The 20,271-nt window shown below is 33.8% G+C and carries 25 protein-coding genes and 1 other RNA gene; 23 read left to right on the top strand and 3 right to left on the bottom strand.

Translation table 11 applies throughout. The annotated features are described in order from the left end of the window. Positions 1–77: 77 nt before the first annotated feature. The 7 genes from eno (at position 78) to ssrA (ending at position 6,884) form a co-directional block, all read left to right on the top strand. Positions 78–1,382 carry a surface-displayed alpha-enolase gene (gene eno, locus AK212_RS06515; RefSeq protein WP_011276373.1) on the top strand — a complete coding sequence of 435 codons (1,305 nt, stop codon included), beginning with the start codon at positions 78–80 and terminating at the stop codon, positions 1,380–1,382. A 246-nt stretch (positions 1,383–1,628) separates the two neighbouring features. Beyond that, complete coding sequence (locus AK212_RS06510; protein WP_053029901.1) at positions 1,629–2,099, top strand: hypothetical protein; 471 nt, start codon at positions 1,629–1,631, stop codon at positions 2,097–2,099. A 67-nt stretch (positions 2,100–2,166) separates the two neighbouring features. Then, positions 2,167–2,400, top strand: coding sequence for a preprotein translocase subunit SecG (secG, locus tag AK212_RS06505; RefSeq protein WP_011276371.1), 234 nt, complete (start codon positions 2,167–2,169; stop codon positions 2,398–2,400). A 231-nt stretch (positions 2,401–2,631) separates the two neighbouring features. Then, positions 2,632–3,372, top strand: a complete 741-nt coding sequence (locus AK212_RS06500; RefSeq protein WP_053029900.1) for an alpha/beta hydrolase — start codon at positions 2,632–2,634, stop codon at positions 3,370–3,372. Between the two features lie 40 nt (positions 3,373–3,412). Beyond that, positions 3,413–5,791 carry a ribonuclease R gene (rnr, locus tag AK212_RS06495; RefSeq protein WP_053029899.1) on the top strand — a complete coding sequence of 793 codons (2,379 nt, stop codon included), beginning with the start codon at positions 3,413–3,415 and terminating at the stop codon, positions 5,789–5,791. A 24-nt stretch (positions 5,792–5,815) separates the two neighbouring features. Next, complete coding sequence (smpB, locus tag AK212_RS06490) at positions 5,816–6,286, top strand: SsrA-binding protein SmpB (protein ID WP_011276368.1); 471 nt, start codon at positions 5,816–5,818, stop codon at positions 6,284–6,286. Between the two features lie 236 nt (positions 6,287–6,522). Continuing rightward, positions 6,523–6,884: a transfer-messenger RNA gene (gene ssrA, locus AK212_RS13015) on the top strand. A gap of 105 nt (positions 6,885–6,989) precedes the next feature. On the opposite strand, the gene AK212_RS06485 is transcribed toward ssrA, so the two are convergent. Genes AK212_RS06485 through AK212_RS06475 form a run of 3 tightly spaced genes read right to left on the bottom strand, consistent with a single transcriptional unit; the run spans position 6,990 to position 9,059 of the window. Further along, positions 6,990–7,211, bottom strand: coding sequence for a hypothetical protein (locus tag AK212_RS06485; protein WP_037558392.1), 222 nt, complete (start codon positions 7,209–7,211; stop codon positions 6,990–6,992). Positions 7,212–7,223: 12 nt separating this feature from the next. Then, on the bottom strand, positions 7,224–8,312 hold the full coding sequence (locus AK212_RS06480) for a site-specific integrase (RefSeq protein ID WP_053029898.1): 1,089 nt from the start codon (positions 8,310–8,312) through the stop codon (positions 7,224–7,226). Next, complete coding sequence (locus AK212_RS06475; protein WP_053029897.1) at positions 8,313–9,059, bottom strand: helix-turn-helix domain-containing protein; 747 nt, start codon at positions 9,057–9,059, stop codon at positions 8,313–8,315. Positions 9,060–9,202: 143 nt separating this feature from the next. Here AK212_RS06475 and AK212_RS06470 point away from each other — a divergent pair, with 143 nt between their 5' ends. The 16 genes from AK212_RS06470 (at position 9,203) to AK212_RS06395 (ending at position 19,902) form a co-directional block, all read left to right on the top strand. Then, positions 9,203–9,421 (top strand): helix-turn-helix transcriptional regulator, encoded by a 219-nt coding sequence (locus AK212_RS06470; RefSeq protein ID WP_053029896.1) that lies wholly within the window; start codon positions 9,203–9,205, stop codon positions 9,419–9,421. A 12-nt stretch (positions 9,422–9,433) separates the two neighbouring features. Further along, positions 9,434–9,634 carry a hypothetical protein gene (locus tag AK212_RS06465; protein ID WP_053029895.1) on the top strand — a complete coding sequence of 67 codons (201 nt, stop codon included), beginning with the start codon at positions 9,434–9,436 and terminating at the stop codon, positions 9,632–9,634. Between the two features lie 3 nt (positions 9,635–9,637). Further along, a complete protein-coding gene (gene tscA / locus AK212_RS06460) occupies positions 9,638–9,841 on the top strand; it encodes a type II toxin-antitoxin system antitoxin TscA (RefSeq protein WP_053029894.1) in 204 nt (67 codons plus the stop codon). Position 9,842: 1 nt separating this feature from the next. After that, positions 9,843–10,181, top strand: a complete 339-nt coding sequence (locus tag AK212_RS06455) for a hypothetical protein (protein WP_053029893.1) — start codon at positions 9,843–9,845, stop codon at positions 10,179–10,181. A 10-nt stretch (positions 10,182–10,191) separates the two neighbouring features. Further along, positions 10,192–10,398, top strand: coding sequence for a hypothetical protein (locus tag AK212_RS06450; RefSeq protein ID WP_053029892.1), 207 nt, complete (start codon positions 10,192–10,194; stop codon positions 10,396–10,398). A gap of 14 nt (positions 10,399–10,412) precedes the next feature. Next, on the top strand, positions 10,413–10,715 hold the full coding sequence (gene tscT, locus AK212_RS06445; protein WP_053029891.1) for a type II toxin-antitoxin system toxin TscT: 303 nt from the start codon (positions 10,413–10,415) through the stop codon (positions 10,713–10,715). Between the two features lie 101 nt (positions 10,716–10,816). After that, positions 10,817–13,087 carry a phage/plasmid primase, P4 family gene (locus tag AK212_RS06440; RefSeq protein ID WP_053029890.1) on the top strand — a complete coding sequence of 757 codons (2,271 nt, stop codon included), beginning with the start codon at positions 10,817–10,819 and terminating at the stop codon, positions 13,085–13,087. Between the two features lie 288 nt (positions 13,088–13,375). After that, on the top strand, positions 13,376–13,687 hold the full coding sequence (locus AK212_RS06435) for a hypothetical protein (RefSeq protein ID WP_053029889.1): 312 nt from the start codon (positions 13,376–13,378) through the stop codon (positions 13,685–13,687). 117 nt (positions 13,688–13,804) lie between these two features. Further along, positions 13,805–15,004 carry a phage portal protein gene (locus AK212_RS06430; RefSeq protein WP_244881417.1) on the top strand — a complete coding sequence of 400 codons (1,200 nt, stop codon included), beginning with the start codon at positions 13,805–13,807 and terminating at the stop codon, positions 15,002–15,004. Beyond that, positions 14,991–15,557: an HK97 family phage prohead protease gene (locus tag AK212_RS06425; RefSeq protein WP_053029887.1), complete on the top strand. Its 567-nt coding sequence runs from the start codon at positions 14,991–14,993 to the stop codon at positions 15,555–15,557. The genes AK212_RS06430 and AK212_RS06425 overlap by 14 nt, the downstream gene beginning before the upstream one ends. A gap of 2 nt (positions 15,558–15,559) precedes the next feature. Next, positions 15,560–16,804, top strand: a complete 1,245-nt coding sequence (locus AK212_RS06420; RefSeq protein ID WP_080365531.1) for a phage major capsid protein — start codon at positions 15,560–15,562, stop codon at positions 16,802–16,804. 102 nt (positions 16,805–16,906) lie between these two features. After that, positions 16,907–17,188 carry a head-tail connector protein gene (locus AK212_RS06415; protein WP_037558410.1) on the top strand — a complete coding sequence of 94 codons (282 nt, stop codon included), beginning with the start codon at positions 16,907–16,909 and terminating at the stop codon, positions 17,186–17,188. Beyond that, a complete protein-coding gene (locus AK212_RS06410) occupies positions 17,181–17,471 on the top strand; it encodes a hypothetical protein (RefSeq protein ID WP_053029885.1) in 291 nt (96 codons plus the stop codon). The genes AK212_RS06415 and AK212_RS06410 overlap by 8 nt, the downstream gene beginning before the upstream one ends. A gap of 139 nt (positions 17,472–17,610) precedes the next feature. Continuing rightward, positions 17,611–17,943 carry a hypothetical protein gene (locus AK212_RS06405; RefSeq protein ID WP_049395089.1) on the top strand — a complete coding sequence of 111 codons (333 nt, stop codon included), beginning with the start codon at positions 17,611–17,613 and terminating at the stop codon, positions 17,941–17,943. Beyond that, entirely contained in the window at positions 17,936–19,579 is a 1,644-nt protein-coding gene (locus AK212_RS06400) for a terminase large subunit (RefSeq protein ID WP_053029884.1), read from the top strand. Before AK212_RS06405 ends, AK212_RS06400 begins: the two co-directional genes overlap by 8 nt. Before the next feature lie 11 nt (positions 19,580–19,590). After that, positions 19,591–19,902, top strand: coding sequence for a phage head closure protein (locus AK212_RS06395; protein ID WP_053029883.1), 312 nt, complete (start codon positions 19,591–19,593; stop codon positions 19,900–19,902). The last annotated feature ends 369 nt before the right edge of the window (positions 19,903–20,271 follow it).

Here is a 20,271-nt window from a genome sequence, read left to right as displayed (position 1 = left end):
ACTGATATAAATATTTTATTTAAAGATTAAATCAAGCTATAATAGCTTTAGAATCTAAATTAAAGGAGATTTTTCACATGCCAATTATTACAGATGTTTATGCTCGCGAAGTCTTAGACTCACGTGGTAACCCAACAGTTGAAGTTGAAGTATTAACTGAAAGCGGTGCTTTCGGTCGTGCATTAGTACCTTCAGGTGCTTCTACTGGTGAACACGAAGCAGTTGAATTACGTGATGGAGACAAATCACGTTATAGTGGTAAAGGTGTTACTAAAGCAGTTGAAAATGTTAACGAAATTATCGCACCAGAAATCGTTGAAGGTGAATTTTCAGTATTAGATCAAGTATCTATCGATAAAATGATGATTCAATTAGACGGTACACCTAACAAAGGTAAATTAGGCGCTAACGCTATTTTAGGCGTGTCTATCGCAGTTGCACGTGCAGCAGCAGACTTATTAGGTCAACCTTTATACAAATATTTAGGTGGCTTCAATGGTAAACAATTACCAGTGCCAATGATGAACATCGTAAACGGTGGTTCTCACTCAGATGCACCAATCGCATTCCAAGAATTCATGATTTTACCAACAGGTGCTGAATCATTTAAAGAAGCATTACGTTGGGGTGCTGAAATCTTCCATAACTTAAAATCAATCTTAAGTGAACGTGGTTTAGAAACTGCAGTAGGTGACGAAGGTGGTTTCGCTCCTAAATTTGAAGGTACTGAAGATGCTGTAGAAACAATCATCAAAGCAATCGAAAAAGCAGGTTACAAACCAGGCGAAGATGTATTCTTAGGATTTGACTGTGCATCATCTGAATTCTACGAAAACGGTGTATATGACTACACTAAATTCGAAGGTGAACATGGTGCGAAACGTAGTGCAGCTGAACAAGTTGACTACTTAGAAGAATTAATTGGTAAATACCCAATCATCACTATCGAAGATGGTATGGATGAAAATGACTGGGACGGTTGGAAACAATTAACTGACCGTATCGGTGATAAAGTTCAATTAGTAGGTGACGATTTATTCGTAACAAACACTGAAATCCTTTCTAGAGGTATTGAACAAGGTATTGGTAACTCAATCTTAATCAAAGTTAACCAAATCGGTACTTTAACTGAAACTTTCGAAGCAATCGAAATGGCTCAAAAAGCTGGATACACTGCAGTAGTTTCTCACCGTTCAGGTGAAACAGAAGATACTACAATCTCTGATATCGCTGTAGCTACAAACGCTGGCCAAATTAAAACTGGTTCATTATCAAGAACTGACCGTATTGCTAAATACAATCAATTATTACGTATTGAAGATGAATTATTTGAAACTGCTAAATTCGATGGCATCAAATCTTTCTACAATTTAGATAAATAAGTTTAATACAGAGATTTATTTAATATAATAGAGTTCACGCAAATGTATATTGCCTGTCACAGAGTTGAGACTGTGACAGGCTTTTTTAATCATGTGGCAAACAAAACGAACGCATGTTAAATCGAAGTTGTATATAACAGGTTGTAATTCTTTAAATAAAAAGGTGTTTGCTGAGAATGGAACAGATTTAATTTACGTATTCAAACTGATATAATAGATTTGTATATAAAAGAAGGAGAAGTAAAGATGGAGAATCAGCTTAATCAACCTAGTCAGAGGGAACGAAATGCAGGTAAGTTAATTGGCTACAGTTCTTTAATATTATGTATTTTATTGATCATCCATAACTTTATTGCATTAGATACATTAACGGCTAAGACGTTGTTATCACAGGCAGGTCAGAAAGTCAGTGATAGTGCAGTCGCTAACATCTTAAATAGTTTCAGATACACAGGAATGATGTATATCTTAGCTTATTTAGCGGGTGTTATTGCATTATGGAATCGACATAAGTACTTATGGTGGTTTATGTTTGCAGTTTATGTATCCAATGTATTATTTACATTAGTAAACTTAGCCATGGTTATAAATGCGATTATAGCAGCGAAATCAGTACTATTTATTATTCCAATTATAATTGTTATGATTTGCTCAACCGTATTAGCGTTATATATGCTAATCATTTCAATTGTACGTAAGAGCACGTTTAATCGATAGTCATTGATTATAAAGACGAGTATGTGATATAATTCGGAACGTATATAATGAATGGAGGACAATTTTCATGCATACACTTTTCATAGTACTATTAATTATTGATTGTATTGCATTAATCACTGTTGTATTACTCCAAGAAGGTAAAAGTAATGGACTTTCAGGTGCTATTAGTGGTGGCGCAGAACAGTTATTTGGTAAACAAAAACAACGTGGCGTCGATTTATTTTTGCATAGATTAACAATTATTTTAGCAGTCATTTTCTTTTTAATAATGATTGGTATCAGTTACTTTGGTTTATAAGGTCCGACGATGTTAATGTCGGGCTTTTTTATTTATAATGAATAGAGACGGATGATGTCTTAGATATTCAATTCGTGGACATAAAGTCCAAGTTTAAATAATGCATATTTCCGAAGAAATAAGGGAATATTTAATAAGTATAAATATATATGTAAATAAGAGAAATGATGTTTGAAAAGTAAAACAGTATATATTAGTAATTTAGAGATAACGATGGAAGAGGGATTATGAATGCAAATTAAATTACCACAACCGTTCTTCTTTGAGGAAGGCAAACGCGCAGTCTTACTCCTACATGGATTTACAGGTAATTCATCAGACGTAAGACAATTAGGCAGATTTCTACAGAAAAAAGGCTACACGTCATATGCACCACAATATGAAGGGCACGCTGCGCCACCAGAAGAAATTTTAAAATCAAGTCCGCATGTATGGTTTAAAGACGTGCTAGATGGCTATGATTATTTAGTGGAACATGGCTACGAAGATATCGCCGTAGCTGGATTGTCATTAGGTGGCGTGTACGCCTTAAAATTAAGCTTGAACCGTCCAGTGAAGGGTATTATTACAATGTGTGCACCTGCTGAAGGGAAAACGCAAGGTACAATATATGAAGGTTTCTTAGAATATGCGCGTAACTTTAAAAAATATGAAGGTAAAGACCAAGATACGATTGATAAAGAGATGGAAGACTTCCAGCCAACTGAAACGTTAAAAGAGTTAAGTGAGACACTAAATAACGTTAGAAATGAAGTTGATGATGTACTTGATCCAATATTAGTAGTACAAGCTGAAAATGATGAAATGATTAATCCTCAATCAGCAAATTATATATACGATAATGTCGATTCAGAAGACAAACATATTAAATGGTATGCAAATTCAGGTCATGTCATAACAATCGATAAAGAAAAAGAACAAGTATTCGAAGACGTCTATGACTTCTTAGAAACTTTAGATTGGTCTGAATAATCATTTTAAAAATTAAAAGAAAGTAGAAAGGAGGGGCATGATGAATTTAAAGCAATCCATTGAAGACATTGTAAAACAACCTGATTATGAACCCATGTCTGTGTCTGATTTTCAAGATGCTTTAGGTCTTAATAGTGCCGACTCATTTAGAGATTTAATAAAGGTGCTAGTAGAACTAGAACAAGCAGGATTAGTTGAAAGAACAAAAACGGATAGATATCAGCGTAAACAATCACATAAAAATACGAACTCTAAATTAATTAAGGGGACATTAAGCCAAAATAAAAAGGGCTTTGCATTCTTACGTCCTGAAGATGAAGAGATGGATGATATTTTTATCCCACCAACTAAGATTAATCGTGCATTAGATGGCGACACAGTGATTGTCGAGATACAGAAGTCTAAAGGTGAATATAAAGGTAAAATAGAGGGCGAAGTTAAATCAATTGAGAAACATTCTGTAACCCAAGTAGTCGGTACGTATAGCGAAGCGAAACATTTCGGATTCGTTATTCCAGATGATAAACGCATAATGCAAGACATTTTCATTCCGAAAGACCAAAGTCTTGGTGCTGTGGATGGTCATAAAGTGCTCGTTCAAATTACGAAATATGCGGACGGTACGGATAATCCAGAAGGTCATGTATCAGCTATTTTAGGCCATAAGAATGATCCAGGTGTAGATATTTTATCAATCATTTATCAACACGGAATCGAAATTGAATTTCCTGATAATGTCTTGAAAGAGGCTGAGGCAGTACCTGAAGAGATTAAGCCTGAAGAAATCAAAGGACGTACTGACTTGCGTGACGAGTTAACGATTACAATTGACGGTGCTGATGCAAAAGATTTAGACGATGCAATTAGCGTTAAAAAATTAAAAAACGGTCATACTGAATTAACTGTAAGTATTGCAGATGTTAGCTACTACGTTAAAGAAGACTCAGCGTTAGATAAAGAAGCTTACGATAGAGCAACAAGTGTTTATCTAGTAGACCGTGTTATTCCGATGATTCCACACCGCTTAAGTAATGGTATTTGTTCATTGAATCCTGAAGTCGACCGTTTAACATTAAGTTGTCGCATGGAAATCAATGAACGTGGTGAAGTAGTAAATCATGACATATTTGATAGTGTCATTCATTCTAATTACAGAATGACATATGATGCAGTAAACCAAATTATTACTGAAAAGGACCCAAACGTTCGCAAACAATATCAAGAAATTACACCAATGCTTGATTTAGCACAAGATTTATCAAATCGTCTCATTCAAATGCGTAAACGTCGTGGTGAAATTGACTTCGATATTAGTGAAGCCAAAGTATTAGTGAATAACGAAGGTCTACCGACTGATGTAGTTTTACGTGAACGTGGTGAAGGTGAACGCTTAATCGAATCATTTATGTTAGCTGCTAACGAAACAGTGGCTGAACATTTCAATAAATTAGAAGTACCATTCATTTACCGTGTCCATGAACAACCTAAATCAGATCGTTTAAGACAGTTCTTCGACTTTATTACTAACTTCGGTATTATGATTAAAGGTACGGGTGAAGATATCCATCCTTCAACATTGCAATCGATTCAAGAAGAGGTTGAAGGCCGTTCAGAACAAATGGTTATCTCAACAATGATGTTACGTTCAATGCAACAAGCCCATTATGATGATACGAACTTAGGACATTTTGGTTTATCAGCAGAATACTATACCCATTTCACATCACCGATTAGACGTTACCCTGACTTAACGGTTCACCGTCTAATTCGAAAATATCTCATCGATCATTCTATGAATAATAAAGAATTGCATAAATGGGAAGATAAATTGCCGGAATTAGCAGAGCATACGTCACAACGTGAACGTCGAGCTATCGAAGCGGAACGAGATACAGATGAATTGAAAAAAGCGGAATATATGATTCAGCATATCGGCGATGAATTTGAAGGTATTGTAAGTTCAGTAGCAAACTTTGGTATGTTTATTGAATTGCCTAACACCATTGAAGGTATGGTTCATATTTCAAATATGACAGATGATTATTACCACTTTGATGAACGCCAAATGGCACTTATTGGTGAACGCCAAGCAAAAGTATTCCGCATAGGTGATCAAGTTACAGTAAAAGTCACACATGTTGATGTAGATGAGCGCATGATAGACTTCCAAATCGTTGGTATGCCATTACCGAAAAATGAACGAAGTCAACGTCCATCAAGAGGAAAAACCATTCAGGCTAAAACACGTGGCAAATCTCTAGATAAATCAAAAGATGATAATCATAAAGGCAAAAAGAAAAAGCGTAAGCAACGAAAAGGTAAGAATCAACGTAATCGTGATAAAAAAGGTAAAACGAATCACAAACCATTTTACAAAGATAAAAGTGTGAAGAAAAAATCACGACGCAAGAAAAAATAATCAGCAAAGAGGTGACAGAGATTAATGGCTAAGAAGAAAACAAAATCACCCGGTACATTAGCTGAAAACCGAAAAGCTAGACATGATTATAATATTGAAGATACCATTGAAGCGGGTATTGCATTAAAAGGGACAGAGATTAAATCCATTCGTCGTGGTAGTGCCAATTTGAAAGATAGCTATGCGCAAGTTAAACGTGGCGAAATGTTCATTAATAATATGCATATTGCCCCTTATGAAGAAGGGAACCGTTTTAATCATGACCCTTTACGTTCTAGAAAGTTATTACTCCATAAAAAGGAAATTATTAAACTTGGAGAACGTACAAGAGAAATTGGATATTCTCTTATTCCATTGAAACTTTATTTAAAGCACGGTCAGTGTAAAGTCTTATTAGGTGTAGCCCGTGGTAAAAAGATACACGATAAGCGTCAAGCTTTAAAAGATAAAGCAATGAAACGTGATGTAGATCGTGCGATTAAGGACCGTTATTAAGCGTGTTTGTTGCTTAATTGGTCTCTATTTGGTATGATAACTGATGTTGTGAATGAACTGATATGTTAGTTAGTGATTGGGGTGACATTCTAACCGAATGCATCATCTCAATCTCGCAAGAATGATTAGAACTGAGAAATACTTTAGATTAGTAGCCTCTCAGTTCAATCAGTTACTGCGTTTGTACATGATGCCATAAAGGGGTGTTATATACTAAACGTATCTAATATTATTTCGGGGGCGTTTTTGGATTCGACAGGGGTCCCTCGAGCACATTAAGCGTGTCGGAGGGTTGTCTCCGACATCAACACATTTCAGTAAATATAACTGACAAATCAAACAATAATTTCGCAGTAGCTGCGTAATAGCACTCTGCATCGCCTAACAGCATCTCCTACGTGCTGTTAACGCGATTCAACCCTAGTAGGATATGCTAAACACTGCCGTTTGAAGTCTGTTTAGATGAAATCCAATCAAACTAGCATAATACTGGTTGTCTGTTGCTTACTATTATGCGAAATTTATCAATAGACTACACACGTAGAAAGGTGTGTATCAGGACCTCTGGACGCGGGTTCGAATCCCGCCGTCTCCACTATATAGCCTATAACCCTTGTGGTTGTGGGCTTTTTATTTTTGTTGCCACAGTATTGCCACAGTATTGCCACAGATGTGCCACAGCACATAAAAAAGACGCTCTATTTTAGAGCGCCACATTTTTATATATTGTTATAGATTTTTTATTGTCATTTATTTCAGTGATCAAGCCATTGACTATTTCATCTACTATGTAGGTATTGTTTTTCTCATCATATTTCAAGTAAACTAATTGAGTATTATTTATTTTGTTAAGAATGATTATATCTTTTTCTAAGTTATTAAAATCAAGTTCAAATTTTGTATTATTTATTATTTCCCAACTCATATTTATAACACCTCACAAATATTTAACTATTTCTTTCTGTGTACTAGGGTACAAATGTCCGTACCGTGTGCTTACTTCCTCTATTGAAGAATGTCCTAACCTTTGAGCAATAACCATTAAACTAGCACCATGATTAATTAAAAGTGACGCATGGCTATGGCGTATTTCATGAATTACAATTTTAGGGAAGTCGGTAGGAAGTAACTTATAAGCGTTAGTAAACCAACGATCTATTTTTGACTCGCTAAATGCTTTGAAAAATGTACCGAATAACACATATTCACTTTTATATATGTTATTATTTTGATACCAATTCAAATATTCTTTTAAGTCGTCCATCATGTGAGTGGGTAAGTAAATATCACGTATGGCTGCTTTTGTTTTAGGGACTGTCACATCGCCGTGATAGTCCGTTTTGTTTATGTGGATATAATTATCATCAAAGTTTATATCTTGCCACGTCAATGCTCGTATTTCGCCTTTTCTAGCGCCACTATAAAACAGTAATTTGAAAAATAATTTTTGTTCAATAGTAGGTAGCACTTCATAGAATTGGTTAAATTGATCTAGCGTCCAATAATTAAGGCGTTTGTTTGATTCAATTTCAAAATTACCAACTAATGAGGCAACATTTGATTTTAAATCATGGTACTTCATAGCGTGGTTAAGTAAGGACACTAAAAACACATGCATTTTTTTAAGATATTCCCCTGAATGACCTTCTTTCAATTTCTTGTTTTGAAATTTCATAACATCTTGTGTCGTAAGATTAAAAACATCAATTGAATTAAAATGAGGTATTAGATGATTATTTAAATGTGTCTTTAAGGATTTAACACTTGAAGCTTTTCGACGTGCAGAATACCAATCTAAATATTCCTGAGCTAACCTATCAAAAGGCAATTTATTAATTTGTCCTATACCTTCCAACTCGTCCATAATCTCATTGCATATTTTCACAGCCTCTTTACGCTGCTTAAAGCCAGAGCGTTTTATCTCTTTTCTTTTATTGGTTTTATCATAATAGGTAATTCTAAAATAATATGTACCACGTTTAGCGTCTTTGAGGATATTGTGGGATAGGTTTAAATTATGATTCATTTAAACGCCTCTTCGTGAGTTACTAATAATGTCTTTTATTTTATTCAAAGATTTTTTTAGGTTATTTTTTTCGTTCTGTAAAAATTCTAATTGATCGCTGATCTCATTTAATTCTTTACCAAAAACTTCTACTTTAACTTCTGATTTGATTTTTTCATTATCATTCTCAGCATTCTTAAGTTCTGTATTAGCACTAGAATATATTTTTTTAATATGTGCAAATTTCTCTGATTCTAAAATGATTTTATCATAAGTTTTCATTAATTCATTTTCAATTTTGCTTTTAATGTGAATACATATAGTTGTATGTATATTATTTCTGTCATTATCATCCAATTTAAATCCTTCGAAATATTTCGTATTGTATTTATCTTTTAGATGGAAAGAAATATCATTTATTGGGAAATCGTATATTTTTTCACTTATTAACGAATCTTCTTCAATATTCATCGAATTAATTTTGTTATCTTTAACAAAGTATTCATTACCTTGTTTTAAATAATTTTTGTAATATGTTCCATTTGTTAAATTGGCTATTTCATATTTGATTTTATTTAATTCTTGTCCGTTTGAGGCTAAAGAATAAATATATTTTTCTAACACTTCGTCACTAGGTGTTCGTTTTTCAGTTTCTAATGAAGCTATATAACTATATGAATAACCTATTTCGCTTCCTACTTGCCTAGTTGTCATCTTCTTGCTTTTTCTTAAATCACGTAAATATTGACCTAAAGTTTTTTCCTTCAAAAGTCACACCTCCACGAATAAATAATAACATTTATTAATTCACAAGTACACAAATTTTTGAATTTTAGCTTGCATTTAATGATTTTATAACTTAAAATACAGTTGTACACAAAAATGTGTACTTTAGAAAAGGAGGAATTTTAATGGCAAGTGTAAATTATCCGATGTTATACATCGCAAGAAAAGAAAAGGGAGATACTCAAAAGAAAGTAGCTCAGAAATTAGGAATAACTCCACAACGCTATCAGTTGAAAGAAAGTGGCAAAGCTTATTTCACATTACCAGAGGCTAAAATCTTGAGTGAAATGTATGGAATGTCAATTGATGATTTGTTTAGTAAGAACATTAAAGTAGGTTCATAGGAGGATAAAGAAATGAAACAACAAGTAGTAATTACAAAAAGCGCGATTGGTTGGTTTAATTTGAAGGATATTGAAGGAAATATACTTTTAAATATTGCGCCTGATGTATTTAAGAAACATTTTCCTGAGGTTAGTCCTAACATCGCAATTGCATGTATGGAACTAGACATTAACAGAATTGTTGAACTTAAAGATAAGAAAGTGAGTGTGTAGGAAATGAAACAAGAACAAAAAGATGTTATTCAAAATATTTATACAACGTTAAGTATGACTGCTGGGGATAAAGCGACAGAATATGAACATCGTTTTGAAGAAGGCCATAATGAATGGATTGAAGCAGTGAATCGCGAAGAACACTTGCAAGCAATAATCGAGTGGGCTTTGCAACAAATTGAAAATAATTTTGATGGAGTGAAATAAGATGATGACAGAAATTTTAAAAGCATATGATGATGTAGCAGTAACGGCTATGAAAGTGTCTCAATTAAGAGGTGAAGCAGATAGACTTTCCGAATTAACAGGTTATTTAGATGAAAAAGCTAAAGCGTATAGAGAAGAAGGTGACATTTTAGGTGCTGAAGCAATCGAACTGATTATATTAGATGATCTAGGAAGTGATTTTGATAGTGTGTATGGTCAGTTTCAAGAAGAAATTAAAACTTGGGAACAAAAGTATAAAAGATTTGAAAATGTATGTACTTTTTACGGAATATCTGTACCTTCATTAAAAAACGAAAAAGTAATAAAACTCTACAAATAGGAGTGAAAAAATGGCTGCTAAATTAGATGTGAATAAACAAAATATCATGCACGCTATCAACTGGATTATTAAAAATGAAGAAGAAATTATATTTGAAAGTCAAAATCAGTTAAGTTTCTTCAGTCGTGAAGATTTGGAGAAAATAGACTACTGCAAGCGTACTTTAGAAAGTTTAATTGAAGCTAAAGAAATTTATAATAAGCAAAAAATTAGTTAAGGAGTTAAGTAATAATGGAGTGGGAATTAAGAAATTTATTTGATGATTTAGAAGTAGTACAAGAAAAAATTAATGATGTCGTAACATCTTTTGTATGGTTTGATGATGAGTATTTCACACATGAACCTAATCATATGTTAACTAAAAAAGAAATATATACGCATGGCTGGAAATACCACGAGCAACGGATCAAAAACACACAAGTTATTGATTTAATGCTTATGTATATGAAAGATTTTGATGACATTATGAAGAAAATCCGTGAAATAGAAAAAGCGTCATCAGCGAAGTTTGGCGACGGAACTGATAACGCATAAATGTTTGGAATAGTTTAAAAAACAAGCATGGAATGGCTTATTTAACACATTTTTATTTTACCATTCCGTGCTGGATTTTAGAAGTGTTTAGGAGGAATTTAATGGCAATTAAAGAAAAAGATAAGATAATTGAAGTAAATGCGCTAGAAATACCCGAAGAATTAAAAGAATTGCCACAATGGGTATTATGGCGCGCTGTGTGGAATGAAAAGCGACAACAATATGAAAAAGTGCCTTATAGCTTTAACGGGTATCGTGCAAGCTCAACAAATAAAGATACTTGGACGATATTCGATGCAATTCATAACTTGTATGAAGAAAATAACCGATATGACGGTATAGGCTTTATGTTAAGCGACAATGATAAGTACATCGTGCTTGATATAGATAATGCTATTGATGAGAACGGTCAAATCAATTCAGATTTAGCATTAGAAATGACAGAACTAACCTACTGTGAAATGTCGCCTAGTGGTGCTGGATTACATTGTTTTTTTAAAGGAGAATTACCTGAACAACGTAAGAAAAAGCGTTCTGATTTGGATATAGAATTGTACGATAATGCTAGGTTTATGACAGTCACAGGTGAATCAATTGGACAATCTGAAATTTGTTATGAACAAGAAATATTGAATAATTTAGTAGAACGATTCTTTAAAGAAGAACAAAATTTTGAAACTACTTTAACTTATGATCCTAATCATAAAAGCGAGTTATCAGATGAAGAAATTATAAATCTTATGCTGAAATCTAAACAAAAAGACAAGATTAGTGACTTATTGGAAGGCAACTTTGAAAAGCATTTTGCTAGTCCTAGTGAAGCAGTCCAAAGCTTATTGCATTACTTAGCATTTTACACTAATAAAGATAAGCAGCAAATGGAACGTATATTTTTAAACTATAATAATTTAACTGATAAATGGGATAGTAAGCGTGGAAATACATCGTGGGGACAGTTGGAACTTGATAAGGCTGTAAATAATCAGAATGAAGTGTATAAGAATCCACATTTTAACATCACAGTGTGTGGAACTACTAACAACATAATTAAAAAAGATAGTTGGTGGATAGTGCCAGAGGAAGGTTCTAACAAGAAACCAAAATTTGCTCATACAGTTATGGCTGAGTATATTCTTCAAGAATATCATATTGTAAGATACCCTGATTCAGATGGAGATGTTTATATTTACAATCCTGAGAGTGGTATATACAAAATTGATAAAACAGGTCGTAAACTGAGACAAATTATAAGAAAGCTTGAAATTTTAAAAGACAATCAAGTTAAGGAAGTAAGAAATTATATCGTTGATACTTGTAAAGTTGAAACTGAGATTTGCCAAGATTATGTAGTGGCTAAAAATGGTTTAATTCATTTCAAAACTAAAGCGTTCAGACCATTTACACCTGAAATTTTTGTGATAAACAAAATCCCTACTGCATATAATCCAAACGCTTATGATGAATTTGTGGATAATACTATAAAAAAAGTATCCTGCAATCATGAGGCTACTAAAAAGAATATTTATGAAATGTTCTCACAAGTTTTATACTCTAATTTACTGATAGATAAAATGTTTTATCTTTTGGGTACTGTGGCAGACAACGGAAAATCAACCATATTACACATGATAAAAGCTACTTTTGATAGTGGGGGCCAAATTTCATCAGTTAGCCCACAGAGATTAGCAAATAATAATTTTGCTGGTTCAAGTATGTATGGAAAAATGGCGAATATTGTTGATGATTTACCTAATGTTGAAATTATGGACACCGGAAATATTAAAACGACTGTCACAGGTGGTTATTTAGAGATAGAAGAAAAAGGTAAAGGAAGCCATTCAGTGCGTATGAACACACCATTTATTGTGGCTAGTAATCATTATCCTAAATTTAAAGAAAGCGGCGAACAAATCAATAAGCGGCTGCATATTATACCGTTTGAGTACAGTTTTAAAGATGATGAGAACCGTCTGAGTGTATCTGAAAGTACCAATAAAATTTATAGTGAAAGCGCAAAAGAATACGTGCTTAAGCTAGCAATTGATACATTAAGCGATATGTTAGAGCGCAAAGGCTCATATATCACACCTAATGAACGATCTGATAATAGTATTGAGATATTCGAAGATAATAACAATCCTCTAAGTGAATACCTTGAGTTTAGAGATTTAGATTATTTTCTAACCACACCATGGACAACGATATACACCGATTATAGAGCTTTTTGTAATAACAACTATATCAGAAATCCGATAGATAAATCTGACTTTAAAACGATAATTGAAAATAACTTTAATATTGTATGGAAAGGTTCCGTTAAATTCACAAATGGTGAGAAATCTTTTGTGAAACCTGGTTTTAGATATAAGTAAAAAACTACTAAAACTACCTAAAACTACTTTTTCACTACCTACTTGAGAATAGTCATACCAAGAGATTGAGCGATTTAAGTAGTGAGTAGTGCTAATTTTAAGCATTAGAAAATATTTTATATATGTAATAGTAAATAAAAAAATATCACAGTGAGTAAAAAAATAAAGCTACCGACTACTAAATTAGTTGAAACCGTTGATATGACTGACTTAAACCGGGTAGCGAGTTGGTAGTTTTTGGTAGTATTTTATTAAAAAAAGCTACCTCATAGAAAAGGAGATATAAAAATGACAGATATTAATAAACCTGAACATTTTGAAGAATTAAATGAAGTAAAGAAAAACGCACTGTTAGAATTCTGCTACTCAATGAATAAAATTAAAACTTTTAATACTAGACATTCATCATATGGATTGAAACACGTATTTGAAAGAAGATACAGAAAAGTATTATCTGGCACTTTTGAAAGTAGCTATGTGACAAACGGGCAGTTTAAAGGTGCAATGTTAAAAGCTGGATTCGATGTTAAAGATAAAGCTCAGTTGAATTGGCATTTTAATGTCAGTGAAAAAAGCATTAAAGAACTAGATGAAAGATAACTATAAAACTACCACAATTGGCTTTATAGAGCCTTTTGTGGTATAATTTAGGTAAATAATTAGTACCAGGTACTAAAATAGAACGTGTACAATATAAAAAGAAAAGTAGGTGACGATGTGCCGAAGTGGATTAATAAGATGTTGGGACTGGATAAGATAGAACAGACCACAGCAAGACAGTTTGAAATGCTTTCAGGTAGCTTTCAATCGTTTTCGCAGTTTAACGGAGATGCGTATTCAAATGACATATTTCGAAGCGCAGTAGATGCAATCGCTCGACATATTGCGAAGTTATCAGGCAAGCATGTGAACGATACAAAAGACTTTAATAACTATAAAATTAACCGATTATTACAAAATAGACCTAATCCATATATGAGTGGCTATGATTTTCTTTATAAAATCGCAACGCAATATTACTTATTCAATAATGCGTTTATCCTTATTCAAAAAGACAACAAGGGAAATCTTACAGGACTGTACCCACTGACACCAACAAGCGTTGAGTATGTGGTCGATGGTGCAGGCGAGATGTTTCTAAAGTGTTTATTCAAAGATGGGGAAATCGTTCATTTCAGATTATCTGAGGTGGCCATATTACGTCGTCACTTTAATTCTAATGAATTACTGGGCGATGATAATTCAGCCATTATGAATACGCTAGAATTGGCTCACACGCAAAACTTAGGTATGGAATCAGCAATTAAAAACTCAGCACAAATTAGAGGGATATTGAAATACAATCAAAAATTAGCAGATCCTAAACTTAAGGAAAAGAAAGATGCGTTTATGAATGATTATCTTTCTATGAGTAATAACGGGGGCGTTATTCCACTTGATACCATGCTTGAATACATTCCATTAAAAACGTCAGATGTGCAGATTGACACATCACAAATGGAAGTTGTTAAGAAGAAAATATATGACTATCTAGGTATCAATGAGGATATTGTGACAGGTAAATATGATGAGAACACATGGCAGGCGTTTTATGAGTCTGTAATAGAACCTTTTGCGATACAACTTTCATCAGAACTTACGGATAAGATATTTACTGAACGTGAACAAGCATTCAGTAATCGTATTATTTTTGAATCATCTAAATTACAGTATGCGAGCAATCAATCTAAATCAAATATGATTAAGGAGTTATTGCCATTAGGCTTACTTACAATCAATGAAGCACGTGACTTAATGAACTTAAGCGCAGTTGAAGATGGAGACGAAAGAATACAGTCGCTTAACTATATAGAAAAGACGCTAGCAAAGAATTATCAGATGGGAGATAAGGAGGTCGGACAAGATGAAGGAAATTAGAAGTGCAGATATACAAGCAGAAACTAGAGATGATGAGATGGTGCTTGAAGGAACAGCAATCGTTTTTGACAAACCCGCACTGATTAATACGCCGACAGGTTCATATACCGAAATTATCAAACGTAATGCGCTGGACGGAGTGAAGTTCAATGACACAAGACTTTTAGTGTCACACGACCAGAATCGTCTACCATTAGCTAAATCACCTAAAACTATGGACGTGTGGCAAGATGATGCAGGTATGCATTTCAGAGCTAGGTTGGCAAACACTAGTGAATCACGTTCTGTATATGAATCAGTTAAACGTGGTGATATGTCAGGCGTTAGTTTTGGATTTACTGTATCAGACGGCAGTCGGTACGATGTAGAAACAAGAACACGCACAATTACCAAAATAGATAAAGTATTAGAGTTTTCTGTGGTGAACTTTCCGGCTTATTCGGAGACATCTGTTGAAGCTAGAAGTCAGATGCAGGAAGCAGAGAAAAGACAATACGAAATTAATCAAGCAAAAATAAATCTAAATAAACTACTCATTAAGGAGATCAGATAATTATGTTTAATACAGTAAGTGAAGCATTTAACTATTATCGCAATTCTTCATTAGAAGATATTGAAACAAGAGCAGCACAAATTAAAGGGACAATCGACACAGACCCTAATGCAGATGTTACTAAACTCAATATTGAGATTGAAGGCTTAAACCAAGCTAAAGCAAATATTAAAGATAAGGAACAAGAAAACGAGAAAGGCAGTGACAAAACAGTGGAACAACGTTCATATAATCCAATTACAGGCGCACAATTACGAGGACAACACGAAGTGCCAACAAATAATATCTTTGGTTCAGAGGAGTACCGTTCAGCATTCTTTAAAACAATGTTAGGTAAAAACTTAACAGATATTGAACAACGTACATTTAATAGAGCAATGGAACAACAAGACATCGAACATCGAGCAGATGAATTTGCTTCATCAAGTAATTCAAGTGCAGTTATTCCAGAGCAAACTTTAAATGAAGTTATTAAGAAAGCACGTACACAAGGCGGCTTATTAGCAAACGTTCGTACGTTTAATATGCCTACTAAAATTCGTATTCCAATCGGTACGCCACAGGATCGTGCAGAATGGCATACAGAGGGCGCTTATGTAGAAGCAGATAAACCAATCACAGCATCAGTTCAATTTGAGGCTAACGAAATCCTAAAAGTATTCTCTATCTCAGTGAAAGCTAAAACAATGAGCATTCAAGCGTTCGAGTCTTACCTAGTTGAAGAATTAACTAACTGTGTTGTAGAAGCGATTGAATACGCATTAATCAATGGTACAGGTAAAGGACAGGGCGAAGGTATCCTAACAGGTATCAAGTGGGACGCTACTAATAGTGTAGATGTAACAGGTAAGTATACAGACTTCACAAAAGCATTAGGTATGTTATCACGTGGCTATGCACAAAATGCGAAGTTCGCAATGAGTAACGCAACTTTATATAACCAAGTGTATGGTGTGATGGATAACAATCAACGTCCTATCTTTATCCAAGATGCGCAACGTGAGAATGTGGGCTATATCTTTGGTAAACAAGTTATCATTGATGACAATATCGAAGATGGCACAATTATCTTAGGTGACTTCAATTATGTAGGTTATAACTTACCACAGGGCATTATGCTTGAGTCATCACGTGAATCATCATTCCGCAGTGGCTTAATTGATTATAGAGCTATGGCAGTGGCAGATACTCGTGTATTAATGAGTGAAGCGTTTGTTAAGTTAACTACTACAACAGCTGAAGCATAAACATTATAAACCAGTAAGGGCATCAGTGATTAGCTGGTGTCCTTTATTAATAAATACACCGATAAGGACCACGGTCCCACTCGGGGAAAAGGAGTGAACGCTATGATTTTATCAATAGAAGATGCACGTAATGCTTTAAGAGTTGATGGAGATTTTAACGATGATATTATCATTCCATTAGTTGAGGCAATACCTAACTACTTATATATTACCACTGGTCGTGATTGGTTAGATGAACCAGTGCAGCCATTAGCACAAACAACAGCAAAGTTTATACTTCAGTTATGGTTTGATCCTCAAACACAAGACAGTGAACGATTAAAGCGTACAATTGATAGCTTATTAGGCGCATTACATGCATTAGGAAGTGAGTACGATGGCTAAAAGCATACCACAAGCATTTTATAAATCGGCTAAATGGCAGAAGTGCAAGAATAGTTACATGGCATCTCAGAATTATATGTGTGAAAGATGTGGAGATGTGGCGTCTATTTGTCATCATAAAGTGTATTTAAACGCAGAGAATTACACTAATCCTTATGTATCATTGAACCATGATTTGTTAGAAAGCTTATGTCAGACATGCCACAATCAAGAACATTTCGGAAGTCCATCAACAGGCGAAGGATTAAGATTTGATGAAAAAGGAAATTTAATAAAAATATAATTTAATAAAAAAATAATACCCCCCCATGTTGTTGGTGTGAAAGTATTTGATGGGAACCGGTGCTGGGCTCAACTTTTCCTCCATTCGATATTTTGAAAGTTTAGGGGTGCCTAATAATTACTTTAAGGAGAATAAAAAAATGAATAAGATATATAAATCAATTAATTTAGAACAACTTAAAATACAAATTGATAAAGATGATAATATTAATAAACCAGTTGCATATGATTTAATAGAAGAATTAAATTTCATGAAAGAAACAATGAACGAACTGAAAAATACTGTACGTACACATGGCGCAACATACATCTTTAAACAGGGCGAACAAGAATATTTAAAAGAAAGTCCTGCTATGAAGTCATACAATACGACAGTTTCGAAGTATAACGCCACACTTAAGCAATTACTTTCTCTATTGCCTCAAGAAGTAGAAGAATCTGACGCATTTATGGACTTTGTGACTAATGGCTAACTACATTGAACAGTATTATAAAGCGATAGAGAATGGCGAAATTGTGACTTCTAAACGTGTGAAAAAACAATATCAAAAACTAATTCAAGATATGGAACATCACGACAAATATATCTTTGATGAAGCTAAAGCTATGCGACCAATTCAATTTATAGAAAATTTCTGCCGTCATTCTAAAGGTGAACTTGCTGGTAAACCATTAATATTAGACCTATTTCAAAAAGCCTATATTTCGGCACTATTTGGCTTTGTAGATAAAGAAACAGGATACAGACGTTATACTGAATCATTTTTCTTTGTTGGTCGTAAGAATGGTAAGACAACCATGTTAGCAGCGATTGCTTTATACATGATGATTGCAGACGGAGAAAGTGGCTCAGAGGTGTACTCAGTTGCATCGAAGCGTGACCAAGCAAATATATTGTTCGACCAAGCACATGAGATGATCGTACAGAGTCCTGATTTAAATAAAAATATTCGTAAGCGCAAATCAGATTTATATTTCAGTCATAACTTCAGTAAGATGCAATCACTAGGGAAGAACTCCAATTCATTAGATGGATTAAATGCGCATCTTGTCGTGATTGATGAGTTACATTCCATTCAAGATAGAAATCTTTACGAAGTAATGAAACAATCACAGTCAGCACGTACACAGCCATTACTTATTATGATTACAACAGCTGGAACACATAGGGGTACTATCTTTGATGATTTATATGAGTATGCTTGTAATGTGGTTGATGGTAATTTCACTGATGATAATTTCTTGCCGATTATGTATGAGTTAGATCATAAAGCTGAGTATAAACTTCCTGATTGTTGGCAGAAAGCTAATCCTGCTCTAGGTGTATCTAAAAAGGTTGAAGATATTGAGCGTAAAGTGGCACGTGCACAAAATAACATGAATGACTTAACGGGTATCTTAACCAAAGATTTTAATATCCGTGAAGTGACACACAGCGCATGGCTTACGTTCGATGCAATCAATAATGAAGATACATTCGATATTAAAGATTTTACAGGTTGGTATGCGATAGGTGGGGCAGACCTTTCTATCACAACAGACTTAAGTTGTGCCACATTATTATTTATTGATCCTGAAACTGAAATGAGATTCGTTCATCAGATGTATTGGTTGCCTGAAGATAATTTATATAAACGTGTGCATGAGGACAAAATACCATATGACAAATGGCACGAACAGGGGCTATTAAGATTATGCAGTGGCAACACGATTGATTATAGCGATATTACGGACTGGTTTAATGAGATGATGAATGACTATGATATAACGCCACTATGGATATACTATGATAACTATTCAGCAAGGTACTGGGTAGATGAAATGGAGGCGTACGGCTTTCACATGGTACGAACGCCACAGGGGGCTAAAACGTTAAGTTTACCAATGCAAAACATGGGCGCTGATTTAGAGAAACATAAAATCAATTACAATAATAACCCGATTTTAAAATGGTGCTTAACTAATACAGGTGTAGAAACTGATAGAAACGGTAATATCGTCCCTATTAAGAACCAATCACCTAAACGTCGTATTGATGGCGTGGCTTCCATGTTAGATGCGTATGTAGGTTTATTTGATAACTATGAGCAATTTTTAAGAGCGATGTAAGGAGGTAAACAATGGCATATCATTATAGAAATAAAATAGAAATTTTAGAAGAACAAGAAAATGATGGCCCTGAGGCGTTCGGCTCAACTAAAGTTGTAATTGCTACACCTTGGGCAGATGTTAAAACAATGAAAGGGAATGAATTTCAACAATGGAGACTTACAGCAAATAAAGAAAATGTCCGTTTCATTATTCGATATAGAAAAGGAATCAATCCACGCCAATATGTTAGATATAATGGAAAAGATTATAATATAGTATCGGTTACTAATGATAATGGAATGAATCAAACATTAACGATCTTTGCAGAAGCTAGTGATTAAAGCCTTATTATATAAATAGGGCTTTTTTGATGCTGAGAGAGCCACTGTGTTGCATCGAAAAATTATTTTATGTATAAGTGTATTAAAAAACGCCACAAATAAATGTGACGTTTCCGTAACCCAATTGTAAGATTCTGAGAACAACTTAAATTTAAAGATTCATATTAATGACCATAAAGTCAATTAAAGAAAACTATCAAGATGAAAAACGTTTGGAGTATTCAACTAAAACCAGTCGAATACAACAGATGTATCAATTTAATAGATTATTGATACACTTATATTATAACATAAAGTTATAGATAATAGTAAGTATGATAGCTTTTGTTTATAGTTTGAACAGTGTATAATTATATATGTATATAAGGA

Origin of the sequence: Staphylococcus borealis (genome assembly GCF_001224225.1) — a bacterium.
GTDB classification, from domain to species: domain Bacteria; phylum Bacillota; class Bacilli; order Staphylococcales; family Staphylococcaceae; genus Staphylococcus; species Staphylococcus borealis.
This window is presented reverse-complemented; position numbering and strand designations above follow the sequence as displayed.